Here is a 17924-nt window from a genome sequence, read left to right as displayed (position 1 = left end):
CAGGACGGATGACATTCGGTCCGTGCGTGTGCGGCGACAATGCGCCATGCTGCGAGCGTCATGAATGGCTCGGACCCCGGAGCACCGGGCTCCCCACCTCCCGTCCTTTCCTTCCGCCACCTGCTGACCGACGCTGTCGGTACGTTCCTGGATGAGGCGGGGATGTCGTGCGCGCAGACGGCCGACTCCATCGGCGAGCTCATCGTCACGCTGTCGCGCTACCGCGAGGAAGGCGCACCGCTGTTCCCCATGGCCTTCATGGGGGACGACCTGGGGCAGATGCTCGCGCTGCTGGGCGGCAAGGACCCCATCGCCATCGGCATCGGGCCCCGCTCACGCGCCACCGTCCAGCGAGCCCTCAAGCAGTGCGCGCCGTTGGGGCAGGGGCGGTGGTGGGCGCTTTACCTGCTGCGGGTGCCGGAGGGCTTCGCCTACGGCGTGTTCCGCACGGACCCGTTTCCGCTCGCGGAGTCACCGCTGGAGCGACTGCGGCGGACGGAGGAGGCGCAGGCGGGTGTCGTGGGTGTGCTCCAGCTCGCGGACAACATGCTGGAGCTGCGCGCGGGTGGCGGGCTGTGCCGGCACGTGTACCTGTCGGGTGCGCGCGTGGAGGGGGCGTCACCTCCCGCGGTGCTCAACGAATTGGCGGAGGCCATCACGGATGGCGTGGCGAGCGCCAGTCTGGAGCGAGCCCGAGGGTTCTTCCGGCGCGTGCTCTTCGAGGTGATGCAGTCGTCCCATGGGGCGCTGGTGGCGGTACTGCCCCGGGAGCGCGCGGGCTCCACGCTCTTCGTGGACGGCATCATCCTGCCGCGCCCGTTGGACATCGTGGCGCTGCTGGACCGCTATCACGCGGACCCGACCGACTCGGCGGCCACGGCGGTGCGAGCCACCGGGCAGCTTCTGCGCGGGATGATGGCGACGGATGGAATCACCGTGCTTCGCGCGGATGGGTGCATCGTCGGGTACAACATCTTCGTGCGGCACCCGGAGTCGCTCGCGCATCAGCCGTCCGTCGTGGGCGGAGCGCGTCGGCGCACGTACGAGGTCCTGGGCGCCGCCGTCGGCACCGAGCTGACCGCCGCGTTCATCCGCTCCCAGGACGGTGACGCGGCCTGCCGTCGCGCGTGACGCGAGGTCGGGCCCGTGAGGGACACCCACCAAGTCGGGAGGAGGTGTCCGGTTCACGAATCCGGAGGATGGGTGGACGGGAGCGAATGGGTCGGCCCCGAGGGTGATCCTTGCGTCCCGTAGGAGTCCCGCGCACACGACACGGGGCCGGGATTTTCGGGCTGTTCTGGATAACAGCTACAACCTGTGTCGGTAGAGGCACAGGTTTGCTGTCCGGAGACTGACCTCTCACGTCACATGGCACCGTGGACGCACAGATGGCCGGAGAATTGAGTTTGTCAGAGGCTTCCAGCATGCTGGCGCGGCCTTGAAATCCCCCTTGTTCCGCATCGCGCGATTCGCGCTCGCTGCCCTCGCGGTGTGCCTCGTGGCCCCCTCTGCGTGGGCCCAGAAGCTACCGGACGTCACCGTCGCTGGTCCGCCTATTGCCCCCGCGCTGAGCGAGAGCGGCCAGGGCCTGTGCGTTGCGTCCAACGTGTGGACGCGGACCCCAGGCGAGTTTCCGCAGACGCGTGGCACATTCCTCGACGGCATCAACGGGTTCTTCGAGGAGCCCGCCAGCAAGCAGAACCGCATCACGACCGTGCTGCGCACGCCGTTCGATCTGTCGAACAACCTCAACGATGGTCGCACGCTCAGCTTCGGCGACTTCGTGGGTCAGGTCACCATGCCTGGCTGCTCCACCGGTGGATGCAGTTTCAACGTCATCAACGACAATGATGCGTTGACACCATTCGTCTCCCGCTTTCGCGGCTACTTGAACATCCCCGCTAGCCTCGTAGGCCAGACACTGCATCTTGGGTACTACTCGGACGATGCCGTCAGTCTGGTCGTCTATGACCGTGCTCAGGCCTATACGGTCATCAACCGACCGCCACAACTCGGCGCCGCCACATGGCGAACAACCAACAGCGTGACCTTCGCCCAGTCAGGGCTCTACGCCGTTGAGATTCTGTACGCCCAGGTGACGGAGCACGCCGCGCTGGAGATGTCGATGCTCGTAGGAGCCTTCACGGACTTCGAGCGAGCAGCCAACGTTCCGCCGATCATCAACCTGTACAGCTCCAACTTCCAACTGCTCCAGCCCGCGCAGTTCTTCCAGACGGAGAACGGCATCCCGTCCTATTCGACGGACCCCAACCGCTGCGAGCAGTGCATCCGCGCCAACGTCAACGCCCAGAACAACGGCGGCTGTGATCCCTACTACCACTGCAACTCCGCGGCCCTGTGCGCCCCTTGCGACTCCTCGCTCCGCTGCGGCGCGGCCTGCTCTCCCTGCGGTCAATCCACGCCCCTCTGCGCCAACATCAACGGCAACACGCAATGCGTGCAGTGCACGGATGATAGCCAGTGCCCCAACGGCCGCTGCGACCTGAGCGACAACATCTGCCGAGGATGCAACGGCGACGACGACTGCCCGACCAACGGCCGCTGCGACCTGAGCGACAACACCTGCCGAGGCTGCAACGACGACAACGACTGCCCGAACACCGGCCGCTGCGACCTCGGAACGAACCAGTGCTCGGGCTGCAACGACGACGCGGACTGCCCGGGCGCCGTCTGCGACGAGCCCACCGCCACCTGCGTCCCGTGCACCGACGACGAGCACTGCCCCGATGGCCAGGTCTGCGCGACCGACATCAACCAGTGCCGCGAGTGCAATGACGATTCGCAGTGCGTCCGCGGTGAAGTCTGCACCAATCACCAGTGCGCCCCCTGCGCCACCGATGACCAGTGCGCCGGCAACTCCTGCAACTGCTGCCCCAATGGCACCCAGTGCTCCGCACTGACTGCCGGCGGGTCTCCCTCCTGCGTCGAGTGCACCACCGATGACCAGTGCGCTAACGGTCAGAAGTGCGATCCGCTCAACGGCACCTGCGTCACCACGCTGCCCGAGTGCAACACCGCCGATGCCTGCGGCCCCGCCTGCGCCAAGTGCCCTGGCGAGCGCCCCTTCTGCCTCGACGGCGAGGTCTGCGTTCAGTGCCGCACCGACCTGGAATGTGGCGACGGCCAGTTCTGTCTCAGCGGCGAGTGCAGCACCTGCACCACCGACCGCCACTGCGGCTCGCGCTGCGAAGCCTGCGAGACGGACGCACCCTTCTGTCTCTCGGATGGCTCGGTCCAGAACAGCACCTGCGTCGGCTGCAGGAGCAATGACGACTGCGGCAGCGGCCAGTGCAACCCCACGACGCGCACCTGTGAGAACGCCGGCGCCTGCGCGGTGACCTGTGACGCGGGCCTCGTCTGCAATGGCGAAGCGTGCGTCCAGTGTTTCGCCGACGCGCACTGCCCCTGCGGCGGCACCTGCGACCTCACCAACAACACCTGCTCCTCTTCGTGCGAGGACAGCGGCGACTGCCTCGGCGTCCAGCACTGCTCGGCCAAGACGCAGGAGTGCGAGCGAGGCCGACGCAAGCCCGGCACCGACCCACAGGGCGGCGCCTTCTGCTGCGGCACCGCCGCCGACGCCACTCCGGCTGGCAGCGCCACCATCCTCGTCCTGCTCGCCGCGGGCCTCCTGCTCCTCCGCTCCCAGCGCCGCGTCCGATGAAACCCTTCCACCTGCCGCTCCTCCTCCTGGCGCTCGGAGGGGCAACCCTCGCCTCCGCCCAGCCGGACGCCCGCTTCGACGTGCAGCTGTTCCGCCCGTCCGCGGCGCCGCAGGACCTGGTTGTCGTCACCCAGTCCCGTCCGCTGTCACACATGTCCGTGGCCTTCGGGCCGTACTTCAGCTACTCGCTCAACCCCCTCACGCTGGTGCCCGAGGGCGGAGACCTCGAGAAGATCAGCCTGGTGGGCAACCGCCTCCAGCTCGACGTCATGGCCATGGTGGGCCTGTTCGACTGGGGCGAGATTGGCGTGGACCTGCCGCTCATCCTCGCCCAGGGCGGACAGAACCTGGAGGTCATCGGCACCGAGGGAAGCGTGGAGAGCTTCGTGCTCGGTGACTTGCGCCTCTCCGGCAAGGTGGCCATCCCGGGCCTTCGCCGTCCCGCCGAGGGCAAGGGCTGGGGCGCCGCGCTGACGCTCAACGTGTCCTTCCCCACGGGCGCGCAGGACGCGTTCGCCGGCGAGGGCGAGATGACGTGGGCCCCCGGGCTCGTGCTGGACTACCGCTTCGGCAACGGCATCCTGCTCGCGTTCAACGGCGGCTTCTGGAAGCGGCCGGACCGCGTGTTCGACGGCGTGGCGCTGGGTGACATGGCGCCCTTCGGCCTCGGCACCGAGGTGCCCATCCTCCGAGGCAGCGGCATCACCGCGCTCGCCATGGTGAACGGCGCGGTGGGACTGAAGAAGGCCCCTGGAACGGAGCGACAGATTCCCGCGGAGCTGCTCATCGGCCTGCGCTGGTACAGCTCCACGGGCGTGACGTTCACCTTCGGCGGCGGCGCGGGCTGTGGCTGCTCGCTCGCGTCGCCCACGCTGAGCCTCTTCACGTCCATCATCTGGATTCCGGCGAAGACGCGCGAGTGGGAGGCGCTGGAGCGCTTCAAGGAGCCGCCCGAGCCGGCACCGCCGCCTCCTCCGCCGGTGGACCCGGATGGAGACTCGGTGATTGGCGTGGGCGACAAGTGCCCGGATGTGCCCGGCCCCGTGGAGAACGCGGGCTGCCCGGACACGGACCGCGACGGCGACGGCACGGTGGACCGGCTCGACAGGTGCGCGGACCAGCCGGCGGGAAGCCGTGGCCGTGATGGGTGCCCGCTCGCGCGCCGCGACGGGAACAAGATTGTCATCCTGGAGCAGGTGAACTTCGCCACGGACCAGGACGTCATCCTCTCCGAGTCCTTCCCGATTCTGGAGGAGGTCGCCCGGGTGATGAACGAGAACCCGGAGATGGACCGGGTGTTGGTGGAAGGCCACACGGATGCCCGCGCGAGCGATGCGTACAACCTGGACCTGTCGCGCCGGCGTGCGTCCAGCGTGATGCGCTTCCTCATCCAGAGCGGCGTCGCGGCGGAGCGGGTGTGTTCGCAGGGCTTCGGTCGCAGCCGGCCGCTGTCCGACAACGCGACGGAAGAAGGCATGGCGCTCAACCGCCGCGTCGACTTCACCATCCAACCGCCCAGCGATGGCCCGCGTCCGCCCTGCCCCGAGGACCCGTCCGAAAAGAAGGGCAAGCGCCCCCGTACGAAGGCGCCGAGCCCCAAGGCCAGCCCCGCCGCGCCGAAGCCGTAAGCGCGGCGGCGCGGGCTCCGACAGCATCCGCCGCACGCCGCGCCCCTCAGCGAGGCGTCACGAACCTACGAAGCGACTCGCGCGCACGCGGAAGCCGCCGGCATCCACGGCACGGGCGGTCTCCACCGAGGGGCCCCGCACCACCGTCAGGGAACGACGAACTCCGCGGCGGAGCGGCGGCGACCGGCGACAACGGAGACCACCGCGCGCCCCTGCCCCACCGCCGTCACCCGGCCGTCCTGGGACACCGACACCACGGCTGCGTCCGACGTGAACCACTCCAGCGGCACGCTGTCGAGCACCACGCCGTTGCGATTGAAGGCCCGCGCCAGGAGCAACACCGACTGCCCCGGACGCTGGAACTGATGGTGGGTGAGGTTGAGGCCCAGGCGCGCGAAGTCCGCGGGCACCACCTGGACGGCGATGTGCCGAGCCAGATGCCCCAGGCTCGCGCTCACCGTGGCCGAGCCGGGCTTCACCGCCACCAACTGTCCCTCCTCTACCCGCGCGACCGACTCGTCCGACGAACGGAACTCCGGCACGGCGTCAGGAAGCGACGCGCCCTGCTCATTGCGCGCCACCACGCGCATCTTGATGACGCGGCCCACTTCCATGAAGTCGGCACCCGGCGCGCGCACATCCAACGAGTTCAGGATGATCAGGTCCAACGGCAGGGCCTCACGCACCTTGCCCCCCGTCACGCCGATGACCGTCTTGCCGGACTTGCGCACCGTCACCACGCCGTCCTGCACCAGCGCCACATCCGTCGCGGAGCTGGTCCACCGCAGCTTCGGCTCGGACATGCGCTGACCCTCGGCATCGAGGACCGTGTAGTCCAACTTCACGTTCTGCCCCGGCGTGCGCAGGAACTTCGACTCCAGCGGCTGGAAGGTCAGGGACTCGGGCGACGGCCCACATGCGCCCAAGAGGCCGAGCGCGAGAACAAGCACGGAACGAAATAGGAAACGCGGCGTCTTCACGGCGGCGGAGACAGACAACGAAGCGGGGTGGGAGTAGCGCCCATTTTAACCACGCCCCTCGCCCCGCGTGTGAACCGCGAGGCCCTCTTCTCACCGCCTCCGCGCCCGATGCCGTCCGCAAGGCACTCGTCCAGACAGGCGGTATCCGCTCGCCCCCCTCAGGAGAAGAGGAAGTGGGGGACGTTGAAGTCACTCTCGGTGGAATCGAGGGACGCGACGATGTTGAGCCGCTGCCCGGGCTCCGCGAGGTCGACGACGCAGTCCGCCTTCGTCTTTCCCGCCCCCTGGATGACCCGGACGCGGGGTCTGGCCGCCTGCGCCGAATCCGTGGGCACATCCATCACCACGCCCAACTGCCCCCCAGACAGGCGCACCAGCGTCCCCACCGGGTAGAAGCCGGCCACCGCGGTGAACAGGCGGACCACCCTCGCATCGAACCGGGTGCCCGCCCGGTGGGTGATGAGCCGCAGCGCCGTGTCCGGTGCCAGCCCAGGATGAGGCGGCGCCGGAAACGTCAGCAGGTCGAAGGCACAGGGCACCGCGAGCAGCCGCCCCGCAAACCCCACCGGCCGATGCACCGGTCCACTCCACGCCGGCTGGAGGCAGTCATGCGCGGCCACGACACGCTCCAGTCGACTGGCGTCCAACGGGCGCTGCAACAGCCGGAGCGCCGTCTTCAGCGGGCCCCGCCGCGCCAGCAACTCATGGGAGGCGCGGTCGAACTCCTGCTCCGGCGCGAGCGTGGTGGCCCCCCGCCCCAGGTCATGGAACAGCCCGCTGAGGGCCAGGTCCAACTGTTGCGCGCGCGACAGCCCCATCCGCCGCGCCATCAACAGCGACAGCACCGCCACCGCCGCTCCGTGCTGCCCCCCATCCACGTCTGTCCGGCGAAAGCGCGTGAGGCCCACCAGGAGCGACTCGTGGCCCACGGAGGACTCGGCCAGGCGCAACAGCACGCGGCGGAAGCGCTCGACGCGCACCTGTCCCTGAGAGGTGATGACGTGCTTGAGGAGGACGACGAGCCGCGCGTAGTAGCGCAGCATCACCTCACGCGGGGTCAGCACGTTCGTGGAGGACAACACGTCGCGCAGGCGGATGGGCCCCAGCTTCTCCTGGAGGATGGCCCGCGGCTTCCGCGCGCGCCGGTGCTTCTGGAAGGCGACGAGGAAGGCGCGCAGGTGCTCGCGACGCAGGCCCGAGCCGAAGGAGATTTCCTGCACCTGGAGATGCTCCAGGTAGCGCCGCAGTGAGACGGCCGTCTCCAGATGCTCCTCACCCAGCTTCATCCTCGCGCCGTTGAGGAAGGGGATGCCGCCCACGCACTGGAGCTCCACTGACTTCTGTCCCCGCAGCTCCGCGTCCAGCAGCGAGCCCAGCTCCTCGAGTGCCTCCTTCACGCCCGCGCTGTCCACGTCATGCAGGGACACCGTGTTCAGACACCGAACGACGACGCCCATGAGCCTCGGGCCCACCTGTGCCGCGTCCTCCCGTGTCGTCGACGTGTCCATGTCTCCGCGTCCCCCGACGTCCGTCCGTCGGCTTCAGCCCACCGGGGCCAGTTGCGCCAGCGCTTCCCGACAGGCCTGTTTCAGATTGCGCGGCGCGAAGAGCTTGTTCGCCACCGCCTCCAACAACGGCCGGGCCCTCGGGTCTCCGAGGATGCCGATGCAGTGCGCGCAGTGGGTCTTCAGCTCGATGTCCTGCGCTCGCTCGAAGGAAGACCGCAGCGCAGCACCAGCGAGGGGGCCTCCCAGGTCCGCGAGCGCGCGCAGCACCGCCATGCGCTCGCGCAGCTCCATCCGCGCATCGAGCCGGGACACCAACGGCCCCACCGCCGCATCCACGCCGTAGCGCACCAGCAACACGAGCGCCGCGCCACGCACCCCCACCGCGGGGTCCGCCAGGAGCTTCAGGAGCGGCGAGCGCTGGGCCTCCACGTCGCGAGGACTCAGCCGGGACAGCAGCGCCGCGCGCACCTCCGGTCGGGGATGTCCCAGCAGGGCCGCCGTCAACGGCAGCGCCTCCGGTCCCGACTCGCGCAGGAACTGCACCCAGTCCAGGTCCGCCTCGCCCAGGGACGAGGCCCGCGCCACCAGGATGTTCAGCGAGATGCCCCGGCGCACGAGCAGCTTCGCCAGGGCCCCACGGGCCTCGGGCGAGGGCAGCTCGAAGAGCAGGTCCGTGACGCCCTGGAGCGCATCCCGAGGCAGCGCGCTCACCAGCTCCAACACGCGCAGCAGCAAGCCCGGCTGGGCGGTGGCCTGGGCCAGCGCGAAGCGCGTCTTCTCCCGGAAGAACAGCCGCGTGACGGCATAGAGGTCCGGCGTGCGCGCGTCCGAGGCCCGAGCATCCCGCGTCATGCCCTGCACCACCTGCGACAGCTCCGTCCAGCGGCCATTCGAGACGAGGCTGGAGAGCAGCTCCTCCATCCACGCCAGGAGCTCCGAGCGCTCCTCCTCGCGACACACCGCGAGCAGGCCCCACACCACCCACAGGCTCCGCTCGTGCACGCCTTCGCCGCCCCGCTCGCGCTCCAGCAGGGCTCGCAGCTCCGCCAGCTCCGTGTCGCTCGCGCCCGCGAAGGCCGGCGCTTCAGAGCGCACCAGGTCCTGTGCGCGGACAGGGGCCAGCACCTCCGCCTCCAGTCGCGCCAGCCACTCGTCGTGTCCCACGGGCCGACGGCGGCCGGAGCCCGAGGACTGGCGCCGCGTGAGCTCCGCGAAGAGCTGCTCCTCGCGCTCGGCCAACTGGGCTTCGGCCTGCGCGGACTCGCCCGTCTCCGCCGACGCGGGCACCTCCGCGACGACGAGCTCGATGTCCTCGAAGCCCCGCTCCCAGAACCACGTATAGAAGTCGTACTCCGGAGGCAGCGTGCGCTGTAGCGCGCGGTGCCACATCCCCAGGAAGGCGCTCAGCTCCTCCGAATCCAAACCCGGTTGCAGCAGCACCTCCTGTACACCTTCCAGGAAGAGGGGCCGCGTCACGGAGTCCTTCGCGGACGCCGACTCCACGAGCACCACGTCTCCCAGGAGCAGCGCCGAGGAGCGAACGTGCAGCACCACCGCCTCGCTCGTCACCTCGTGGTAGCGCCGCACCGCTTCGATCAATCGCTGTTGGACTTCCACCAGCGCGGCATGCCCCTCCGCGTAGAAGCGATAGGCGCCCAGCACCTTGTTCAGCGCGTGGCCCACCTCCGTCGCGGCGTCCCCCGGCGAGAGCGCGGGCAACCCCACGGCGCCTGGAGCTATTGTCTGACCTCTGGAAGCGGGAGTGGGCATGGCTGGCAATTCATTGGAGTCCCTCCACGACACTAAAGCCAGAATCCAAGCACCACCAAATGAAGGTTGTCTTTCATGAACGAGGCGCGTGGGCGCCCAGTGCCCCAGGGACTGGGTTGCCAGGGCTTCGCCCTCGCGCCACCCAGCGAGTCGGGCGCGCTCCCGGGCCCGCTCCAATCGCTCACGCGCCTCGTCTGCCCTGCCCCCCGCACCGAGCAGACGCCCCACGTCGTAGTGGATGCGCGCGGCCTCCTGCGCATCGCCCCCCTGCTCGGCCAGAACGAGCGCTCGCTCCAGTTCAGGGTGTCGTCTACCCCGCCGGCGCGAGCCACCTCAGGCGCGGCATGCTGCCCGTGGGACGAGGCCCCGGCGCCAGGGCCAGCGGCTGGACGTAGAGGCCCCAGCGCTCTCGCGTCCACCACGCTCCCGTGCGCCGACGCTCCTCCGCTCCTGTCATCCGGTAGTCATGGAGCACCGCGCGAACCTGCCGGGGCGGCGCGTCCGGGAAGGGATTGCGCTCGAGCAATCCCAGCACCTCGGGAGCGCCTTCGAGCAGTCGAGCCAGGAAGGCGATGAACCAGCTCGGCGGAGAGGAGAGCGCGGCGAACCACATCTGCCAGTCGAGGCGAGGTTGGTGCGGGGCCACCTGCTTCGGCGGCTGGTCGACGTCGCCCACCTTGTAGCGAAAGCGATAGGGCTCCCAGTGCTCGCCGTCGTTGGACCCTTCGACGACGATTTCCGGTCGCTCCACCGTCATCACGCTGAACAGGCCATAGCGATTCACGGAGCGCAGCGGGCGCGCACAGCCGTGCAGCCACGTCAGGGGACGGAGCACTTTCTCCGGGAGTCGTGCACCTCGCTCGAAGCGCAGGAGGATGTCAGCGGCGCCGAGCAGGAGGAGCGGCGTGAGCAGGACTCCACTCCAGTGCGTTCGCGAGCGCGCCGGAGGTGGGCCCTCGGGAAGGAACGGGAGCATTCGTCGCAGGGCGGCGTCATCCAGCAGCCACACTCCCAGCGCCAGGGACTGGAGATTGAAGAAGCCATAGTTGCCCGTGGCGGCGATGGCGGCCTGCAACGCGGAGAAGGCTCCGAAGGCGAGCTGTCTGGGTCGACGGGGTGTGAAGACGAGGAGCGGCACACCGGCTTCCAGCGCGAGCACCATCGCTGTCGAAGCCTTCTGGAGTGGCTCGGGCAGGTGGTGTGCGTACCAGCCGCCGCGCGTGGGCAGGGGCGCTGTCTCGTAGTAGTGCCGACAGGCCGTCAGCTCGCGCCACGTCCTGTCCCCCGACTGCCACTTGCTGACACCCGAGCCGAAGTAGAGGCGGAACACGAGCAGTCGGAAGAGGAACACGTCCAACGCACCGGGTGACGCACGGCCCAGGCCCGGGCGCAGTCCTGGTGGAGCGGTGAGCGCGGACAGCAGGCCCATCTCCAGCAACAGGACGTCCCACTGGAACGAGAGGAACTCCCGGCCCACCGCCGCATAGGAGAGATACAGGCCCCACAACAGGGCCAGCGCGCTGCGGGGCGCGACGTTGAAGAGGACCGCGAGGGAGAGGAGCTGCCCCAGCGTGCAGCCCCGCACCAGCGTCGCGTCGGAAGCGCCGAACCAGAACACCGTGGGCAGTCGTCGCCAGCGCTCCCGCGCGGGTTCGGCCTGTCGCCGTTCCTCGCTGACCAGGTCCTTCACGGGGCGGATGCCTCGCGAGCCGAACAACCCCAATACCTGTCCTCGCAAGGACGTGAAGGCGATGAGGAACGTGCCGCCCATCAACCGGAGGAAGAGCCAGCGCACCTGGCGGAGGTCTCGCGGTGCCACGGTGCGGCCGAAGAGCCAGCGGTCCACCCGTGATGCCGCGCGGCGATTGCGAGCGATGACGCCGTAGGCAGCCTGGGACAGGCCCAGCACTCCGGGCAGCAGCCCCACTCTCGCCATGCCGTGCGTCAGCCAGCGGGGCGACCGGGTAAGCGCGCGGAAGACCGCCTCCGCGCCCTGCGACACGCGGCCCGAAGGCTCCACGAGCTGCGTGGCGCGACGCATGTTCCGTCGCGGGATGCCGAGCAGCAGGAGGAGCCAACTACGGCCTGGGAGGAAACGGACGCGTCCTTCGGTGTGCTGTGCCCAGCGCGCCACCCAGCGGCGGCAGAAGCCGCAGTCGGCGTCGTAGAGCAGCAGCGGTGGCGGACGCGTGAGCCGCCCCCGGGCGGCGACACGTTCGTGCGTGTGAGAACCCACCATGGCTGAAGCATGGAGTCGGCGGGTGGAGTTGGCCGCCCTTTGGCGCGGAGGCGGTGGCCGCTCCGGGGCCGGGGTGCCGAGCGAGCAAGCGCGGCATCTCGTGGGAGGCCCTGGACATCGGAGCGGGGTGCCTAGCTTTCACGGCATGAGCGAGCCGAAGGGGAAGGCAAAGCGACTGGTCGAGGTGGCGCCTGGCATCCACCACTGGACCTTGAATGACAACCGCATCGGCGGCACGCGCAGCGATGCCTACGCGGTGGTGGATGACGATGGGGCGGTCATCCTCATCGACCCACTGCCCATCGACGAAGCGGTGCTGCGGGGACTGGGTGACATCTCCGCCATCCTGCTGACGGCGGGGAATCACCAGCGTTCGGCGTGGCGCTTCCGCAAGGCGTTCGGCGCTCCAGTGTGGGCTCCGGAGAATGCATACGGGTTGGAGGACAAGCCCGACTTCATCTACGTGGCGGGCGACACGCTTCCGGGGGGACTGCTCCCCTTCCACACGCCCGGTCCCGCGGTGGCCATGTACACGCTGTGGATGCAGAAACATCCGCGAGGCATTGCCTTCATCTCCGACCTGTTGACCCACGAGGGCAGCGGCACGCCGGAGTTCATCCCCAGCGAGTACCAGGACGAGCCCCTTCGCACCCGACAGAGCGTCCAGCGCATCCTGGACCACCTGGCCGTCATAGACATCGTCTGCTTCGCGCACGGAGAGCCCATCCTTTCGGATGGCGCGAATGCGCTGCGGCGTGCGCTGCAGGAAGACATGGACGCTCCTGCCGCACCGTCACCCTAGACATCATCATCCCGCTCGAAGAACATGCTGAGCCAAGGGCAGTGCACTTGGCGCAGCCCACGCCCAGGGCGAGCACACCGCCACCGGGCTGAACCCAAGTCTGGAGTTGGGAGATGAAGGGCATCGGCCGCCCCTTTCACGCGACATCTACCTTGACGCTCACCGCAGGCCTCGCATCGGCGCGCCGTCCAGCCCAACAATTCCTGTCGCCGTGAAAAGCAACAGCAACAGAACGCATCTCAGACAGCATCCCATTGAAAGCCGGTCTGCTTTATGGGAGTGACGTCTGGCGCGAGCAGCTTTAGCTCCCGCTCCGACCCTCCTGGAGGTTCCATGCCCCGAAGCTCTCGGCTGTCATTCCTTGCGTTTTTCGCCATGGTGGTATGCCTGTATGCAGGCGAAGGCTTGGCACAAAACGCGCAAGGCGGGATTGTCAACCACGAAGCTTACATCACTGTCCCCAGCGGCACGGTCAACGACTGGGTCTTGCATGTCTCTCCCAACGACATGGGATTCGAGGAGCCCGGCTTCGAATCTGACAATGCCCTTCTCAAGGTGGAGTGCAGCGCCTTTCAGATCAACCAATACACCTGGCGGGTCATAGCTCGGTTCAAGTACCGCGGAGTGAGCACTGGCGATGGTATCTGGCAACCCGGGAAGGCGAACTACATACTCGTCCACAAGTAAAAGCCCCAAACGAAGGACAGGACCGGGGCGCTCGAAGTACAACACCACGGGCCGACATGAGCAGACATTGCCTCTCTCGTGGCAGACATACCTGCGACTGGAGTCCCTCGAATCGCAGGCCGATGCCCGCGGGCGTCAGTCCGTAAGTGCATCCATCGGATGCCAGACACATTCGTCGGTCACGAATCAGCCCTCTCGCACCAGCACGTGGCCGTCCTGGACACCTGGCGGGACGAGGTACAGCGCCTCTCCCGCCTCCGCGCGGTCCAACAGCGCGCTCAGTGCCGGCAGGTCCGTGACGGCGATGCGCCTCGTCGGATCCAACGACAGTCGACGCTCCATCGCCTCCGCCACGCGCGCGCCGTCGGACACGTCCGTCTCGTAGACGAAGGTCCGCTCGCCGTACTCGTGTCCCCCGGGAACACGGCCCACCAGTCGCAAGGGCCCCAGTCGCGCGTGGACGCGCACACTCGGATTGTCCCACTGAGCCACGCCACGCAGCCGCGTCGCACGCAGCATGCGCAATGTCAGCGTCTTCACCCAGGCCCCCGCCCCCGTCCCCGGCAGGAAACTCAACAACGACACGCCGATGAACAGCCCCGGCGTCATCGACGGCGCCGCGTAGTACGCCGCGCCGATGGCCGGCTCCTCATCCGCGAGCCCCAGGTGCGCGCGCAGCTCCGGCTTCAACATCCGCGCGGGACAGCGCAGCAACCCAATCGCTCCCGGCATCAGATACAGGTCCGACAACACCCAACGCGGCACACCAATCCCGCCAAAGGCGAACTGGTTCAACGCCAGATACTGCGTCGCCAGCTCCAGATTGCGCTCAGCGGGCAGATACGTCGCCGGCAACCCCAAGGGCGACAGGTCCATCGACTCCGCGTGTTCACCCGCGCCCAGTGCCATGAGCGACACCCCCGGATGCGCGGAGAAGAATGCCTCGGCCTGCCTCGCCAGTGCTTCGGTGTCACGCATCGGCTTCGATGTCCTTCGCCACCGCCGACAGTCTCGCCTCGTCCGGAATCCTCACGGCGCCGTCGTCCACCCACGCCCGCGACACGAGACAACGCGAGGAACCTCCGCCCTTCTCACACAGCTCGCTCATGTCGAGCGACACCACCCCCATCCCCAGCGCCGCCACCCGCGCCTTCACCGCCTCCGGCACCACGGACGGCGCAAGCAAGTCCCTCCCCACCGGCAACCCATTGGTGGCATAGCGACGAATCTCGTCCTCCGTCACCGTGAGCAACCGCTGCTCACCGAAGCGCTCGCGCAGCAGCGCATACGACTCGGCGGCGATGACGTCCGGACACACCAGCATCCGGTCCACGGCGGGCAACGGCAGCAAGGCCATGTTGCCGTGAAACGCGGGCTCACGAACCCGAACCCGCACCACCTCGCCTGGAATCCAGCGCGACGCGGCCTCCAACCCCTCCAGCGTCGTGCGCCCACCCCAGAACAACAGCGTGGCCCCGTCGAAGTGCGCCACGTCGCCATGGGCCTCCCAGATGCCCTCACCCGGCTCCATCACCTCGAACCCCATGCGCCGCGCCAACGAAGCCCAGTGTTCCTTCTCCGCCTGACGGTGCGCGCTCATCATCCGAGGCAACACGAACCCCGGCGCCGCGCCCTCGCGCGCGACCACCTGGCCGCACTCCGCCGCGTACGGCATGCCCGTCAACAGCTCCGACGGCGACGACAGCGCCACCACCGTGCCACCACGAGCCTCGATGGCCCGCGCCAGCTCCAGCCACTCACGCCGGGCCTTGCGCGCATCCACCTGCCCCGCCTCGCGACTGCGGAAGTTGTTCCGCCCTCGCAACGCCCAGCCTCGCCCCGGGGGCGACATGAGGAAGAGTTCCATGACCCCTCCGCTTCTACCCCTCCCCCACGCATGACCGCCACACCACGTCCCGCCATTGAACGCTGGCGCACGCCTCGTCACATTCGCGCTGGCCCTCCGCGCGACGCCAGGACAGGCTGCCCCTCACGTGGACGAGACGAGCCTGCCCGAACCCGAAGCCTTGCGGTCCCTCTTGAAGACCGCCCTGGAACTGCCACCGCTCCAGCCGCATGCGGCGCGGTTGGAGCGCCTCGTGGACGACTACGCGCGCGGCGTCGCGAGCAGGGACGCTCCGCTCTCCGTCGCGCTCGTGGGCGCCACCGGCGCGGGAAAATCCACCCTCCTCAACGCCCTGGCCGGACAACCCCTCTCCCGCGAGGGCGTGGACCGCCCCACCAGCACCGCCGCCACCGTCTTCGCCCCGGAAGGCGCCGCGGCGGACACCCTGGCCCAGACGGGCGCTCGCGTGGCGCGGTACGTTCCCGGCCCCCAGGCCCTCTGGGGCGGACAGGTGTTCATCGACACCCCCGACCTCAACAGCGTGGCCACCACGCATCGCGACGTGGCTCGCGCCGCACTGGAGCGCGCGGACGTGGCGCTCGTCGTCATGCACCGGGGCAGCGTCGCGGAGGCCACGCAGGTGGAGTTCCTCGCGGAGTTCGCTCGCCGCCGCGCGCTCGTCTTCATCCTCAACTTCGCGGACGAGCTGTCACCCGAGTCTCGCGACACGCTCAAGGCACAGGTGCGCCGCGTCGCCGCCGAGCAGTTCGGCCTTCCCCCTCAAGACGTCCCTGTCTTCGCCATCAGCGCGCTGGCCGCCAAGGAAGGCCGCGACGTGTCCGGCGAGTTCGGCCCGCTGCTCTTCCACCTGCGCGGGCTCGCCACCCAGGCCATCGCCGCGCGCGTGCGACGTGGCAACGCGATGGGCGCCTTGGAGGAAGTGTCGGCGCGCGTGAAGGCCGCGCTCGACGAGACAGATGCACTGCTTGCTCGGACTCGCGCCGCGCTGGACTCCGGCCTGGCGAAGGCCTCCGACGGACTGCGCGAGGACTTCGACGCGCGACTGCGCCTGGCCCACGGACACCTCGCGGCGGAAGTGCGACGACAGGCGGGAGGCCGCTTCTGGGGCCCGGCGGCGTGGGGCCTGCGCCTCTCCCTGTGGGGCGCGAGCGGCCTGGGCGCGGCGGCGCTGGTGAGCCGACGCAGCCTGCCCGCGGGACTCGCGGTGGCGGCGGCCTCCACGGTGGTGGACGCTGTTCGCGGACACACACGCGCGCGGGCCGCGGAGAGCGCGGTGATTGAGCCCTTCGACGACGACTTCGGCGTCGAGTCCGCGGCGCGCACCGCGCTGGCCGAGGCGCGCAGCGTGGCGCGAGCCGGAGGCCTGGAGCCGTCGGTGCTCGGCGTGCCGGACGTGGACGCGATGCTGGAGGAGGTGCGCGCGGCTCGGGCCTCCGCGTGGCGCTACACGGCGACGACGGGCGTGGCGGAAGCGGTGGCGGGCTGGTGGCGCACCGCGCGCTGGCTGGTGCTGCCGCTCATCAACCTGCCGCTGCTCGTGCTGCTGGGACACGTGGGCTACCGCGTGGTGCGTGCCTACGTGGAGGGCCCCCTGTTGCCGCTCGACTACTTCGTCAACGCGGGAGCCCTCTTCGCGCTGCTCGCCGGGGCAGGCGCGATGCTGGCCTCAGCGAGTCTCGCTGGGGCCGCTCGCCGTGCGGGCGCCGGTGGGCGCACGCGCTTCGTCGAGGCCCTGGCCACCCTGGGCGGGCGGCTGGGAGAGGCCGTCGATGATGGCCTTCGCCCCGGGCGGGAGGCCGCGCGGCGCATCCTGGCGCTCCGGTGACATGGACACCACCGGCTGACCCGGCGTGTGCGAGCCCTCCGTCGCGGCCATGAGCGTGTCGCGACCGGAGTCACGGCAGATGGGCGCGGCCACGCGCGTCTCGCGCACCGGGTCTCCATAGCCAGCGATGCGCGCGGGCACGGACGGGTTGTTCCAACCCTTGCCCACCTCACGCGCCACCTTGAAGTGCAGGTGCGCGCCGCACGCCCAGCCGGTGGAGCCGGAGAAGCCGATGAGCTGCCCCTCCTTCACACTCTCGCCGGGCTTCACCACCACGGCGCTGAAGTGCAGGTACTGCGTCTCCAGCCCGTCCCCATGTGAGAGGACGACGTAGTTGGCGTAGGGCGCGAACTTCTCGTCGCACCCGCCCTTCGTGCTGTCGCCGCGAGCCAGCCGCACCACACCTTCACGCGCGGCGACGATGGGCGTGCCTTCCGGCATCCGGAAGTCCCACGCATACGTGTCGTTGTGTTGGTGACTGCCTGTGTCGTGTCCCTGGCTCACCGTGTGGATGCGCCCACACGCGAACGGAACGCCGACCTCGGGCATGTCGCCCGCAGGAGAGGCAATCGAGTTGGTAACCGCTGGCGCCGTGGCCAGGAGGGAGCCGACAAGGAGAGCGGAGGAAAGGTTCATATCGGGCCGGCGGACAACGGAGACAAGTGGCAGGGGTATTTCCTGGACCAATTATCTCGCGCCCGCGTGGCCTATCACCAGGGACCCCATGGCCCGCTCGCTCGTCCGTGGGGCCTGACGCCCTCGACGTCGAGTGACGAGTCCGCCTCCAGCGGGCGGGCACCTGTCTCCTCGCCTGCTCGACGAGGCGCCGCGAAAATGCCCAGGCGAGCCTCGCGCGGACGACGGCGCCCTCGTGTCTCACCTGCGCCACCATGGGTGGCACCGTGGATCACCCTCCCTCACCAGCAGCCGTGA

Annotated in this window: 12 protein-coding genes and 1 pseudogene; 6 read left to right on the top strand and 7 right to left on the bottom strand. The window is 69.2% G+C overall.

Annotated features, from left to right (window positions below):
* Positions 1–60: 60 nt before the first annotated feature.
* From HUA76_RS10615 to traB, 3 genes are all read left to right on the top strand, one after another.
* A complete protein-coding gene (locus tag HUA76_RS10615) occupies positions 61–1131 on the top strand; it encodes a hypothetical protein (protein WP_174453984.1) in 1071 nt (356 codons plus the stop codon).
* A gap of 307 nt (positions 1132–1438) precedes the next feature.
* The gene (traA, locus tag HUA76_RS10610; protein WP_174460767.1) at positions 1439–3685 is read left to right on the top strand and encodes an outer membrane exchange protein TraA family protein; all 2247 of its coding nucleotides are present in this window, start codon (positions 1439–1441) and stop codon (positions 3683–3685) included.
* Positions 3682–5313 carry an outer membrane exchange protein TraB gene (gene traB / locus HUA76_RS10605; RefSeq protein WP_174460766.1) on the top strand — a complete coding sequence of 544 codons (1632 nt, stop codon included), beginning with the start codon at positions 3682–3684 and terminating at the stop codon, positions 5311–5313. Before traA ends, traB begins: the two co-directional genes overlap by 4 nt.
* 146 nt (positions 5314–5459) lie before the next feature.
* Here the strand turns inward: traB and HUA76_RS10600 are convergent, their stop codons facing one another.
* The 4 genes from HUA76_RS10600 to HUA76_RS10585 form a co-directional block, all read right to left on the bottom strand.
* Entirely contained in the window at positions 5460–6263 is an 804-nt protein-coding gene (locus HUA76_RS10600; protein WP_246137260.1) for an Ig-like domain-containing protein, read from the bottom strand.
* Between the two features lie 188 nt (positions 6264–6451).
* Positions 6452–7801, bottom strand: a complete 1350-nt coding sequence (locus tag HUA76_RS10595; protein WP_174460765.1) for an HD-GYP domain-containing protein — start codon at positions 7799–7801, stop codon at positions 6452–6454.
* Positions 7802–7834: 33 nt separating this feature from the next.
* Positions 7835–9526 carry a hypothetical protein gene (locus HUA76_RS10590; protein ID WP_174460764.1) on the bottom strand — a complete coding sequence of 564 codons (1692 nt, stop codon included), beginning with the start codon at positions 9524–9526 and terminating at the stop codon, positions 7835–7837.
* A 355-nt stretch (positions 9527–9881) separates the two neighbouring features.
* A complete protein-coding gene (locus HUA76_RS10585) occupies positions 9882–11810 on the bottom strand; it encodes a lipase maturation factor family protein (RefSeq protein WP_174460763.1) in 1929 nt (642 codons plus the stop codon).
* A gap of 145 nt (positions 11811–11955) precedes the next feature.
* Between HUA76_RS10585 and HUA76_RS10580 the strand changes: the two genes are divergently transcribed.
* Together HUA76_RS10580 and HUA76_RS10575 are read left to right on the top strand one after the other, a co-directional pair.
* Positions 11956–12612 (top strand): MBL fold metallo-hydrolase, encoded by a 657-nt coding sequence (locus HUA76_RS10580; protein ID WP_174453977.1) that lies wholly within the window; start codon positions 11956–11958, stop codon positions 12610–12612.
* 333 nt (positions 12613–12945) lie between these two features.
* The gene (locus tag HUA76_RS10575) at positions 12946–13299 is read left to right on the top strand and encodes a hypothetical protein (RefSeq protein WP_174453976.1); all 354 of its coding nucleotides are present in this window, start codon (positions 12946–12948) and stop codon (positions 13297–13299) included.
* 186 nt (positions 13300–13485) lie between these two features.
* On the opposite strand, the gene HUA76_RS10570 is transcribed toward HUA76_RS10575, so the two are convergent.
* Complete coding sequence (locus HUA76_RS10570; RefSeq protein WP_174453975.1) at positions 13486–14277, bottom strand: hypothetical protein; 792 nt, start codon at positions 14275–14277, stop codon at positions 13486–13488.
* Complete coding sequence (locus HUA76_RS10565; RefSeq protein WP_174460762.1) at positions 14270–15166, bottom strand: dimethylarginine dimethylaminohydrolase family protein; 897 nt, start codon at positions 15164–15166, stop codon at positions 14270–14272. Before HUA76_RS10565 ends, HUA76_RS10570 begins: the two co-directional genes overlap by 8 nt.
* A 127-nt stretch (positions 15167–15293) precedes the next feature.
* On the opposite strand from HUA76_RS10565, the gene HUA76_RS10560 reads away from it, so the two are divergent.
* Positions 15294–16991 carry a GTPase gene (locus tag HUA76_RS10560; protein ID WP_174460761.1) on the top strand — a complete coding sequence of 566 codons (1698 nt, stop codon included), beginning with the start codon at positions 15294–15296 and terminating at the stop codon, positions 16989–16991.
* A 183-nt stretch (positions 16992–17174) separates the two neighbouring features.
* Here HUA76_RS10560 and HUA76_RS46035 read toward each other — a convergent pair.
* A pseudogene (locus HUA76_RS46035) lies at positions 17175–17540 on the bottom strand (M23 family metallopeptidase); the annotation flags it as partial.
* Between the last annotated feature and the right edge of the window lie 384 nt (positions 17541–17924).

It is taken from the genome of Myxococcus sp. CA056 (assembly GCF_013336715.1).
Taxonomy (GTDB): Bacteria; Myxococcota; Myxococcia; order Myxococcales; family Myxococcaceae; genus Myxococcus; species Myxococcus llanfairpwllgwyngyllgogerychwyrndrobwllllantysiliogogogochensis.
The sequence above is the reverse complement of the archived record's forward strand: the minus strand, read 5'-3'. Positions and strand labels throughout refer to the sequence as shown.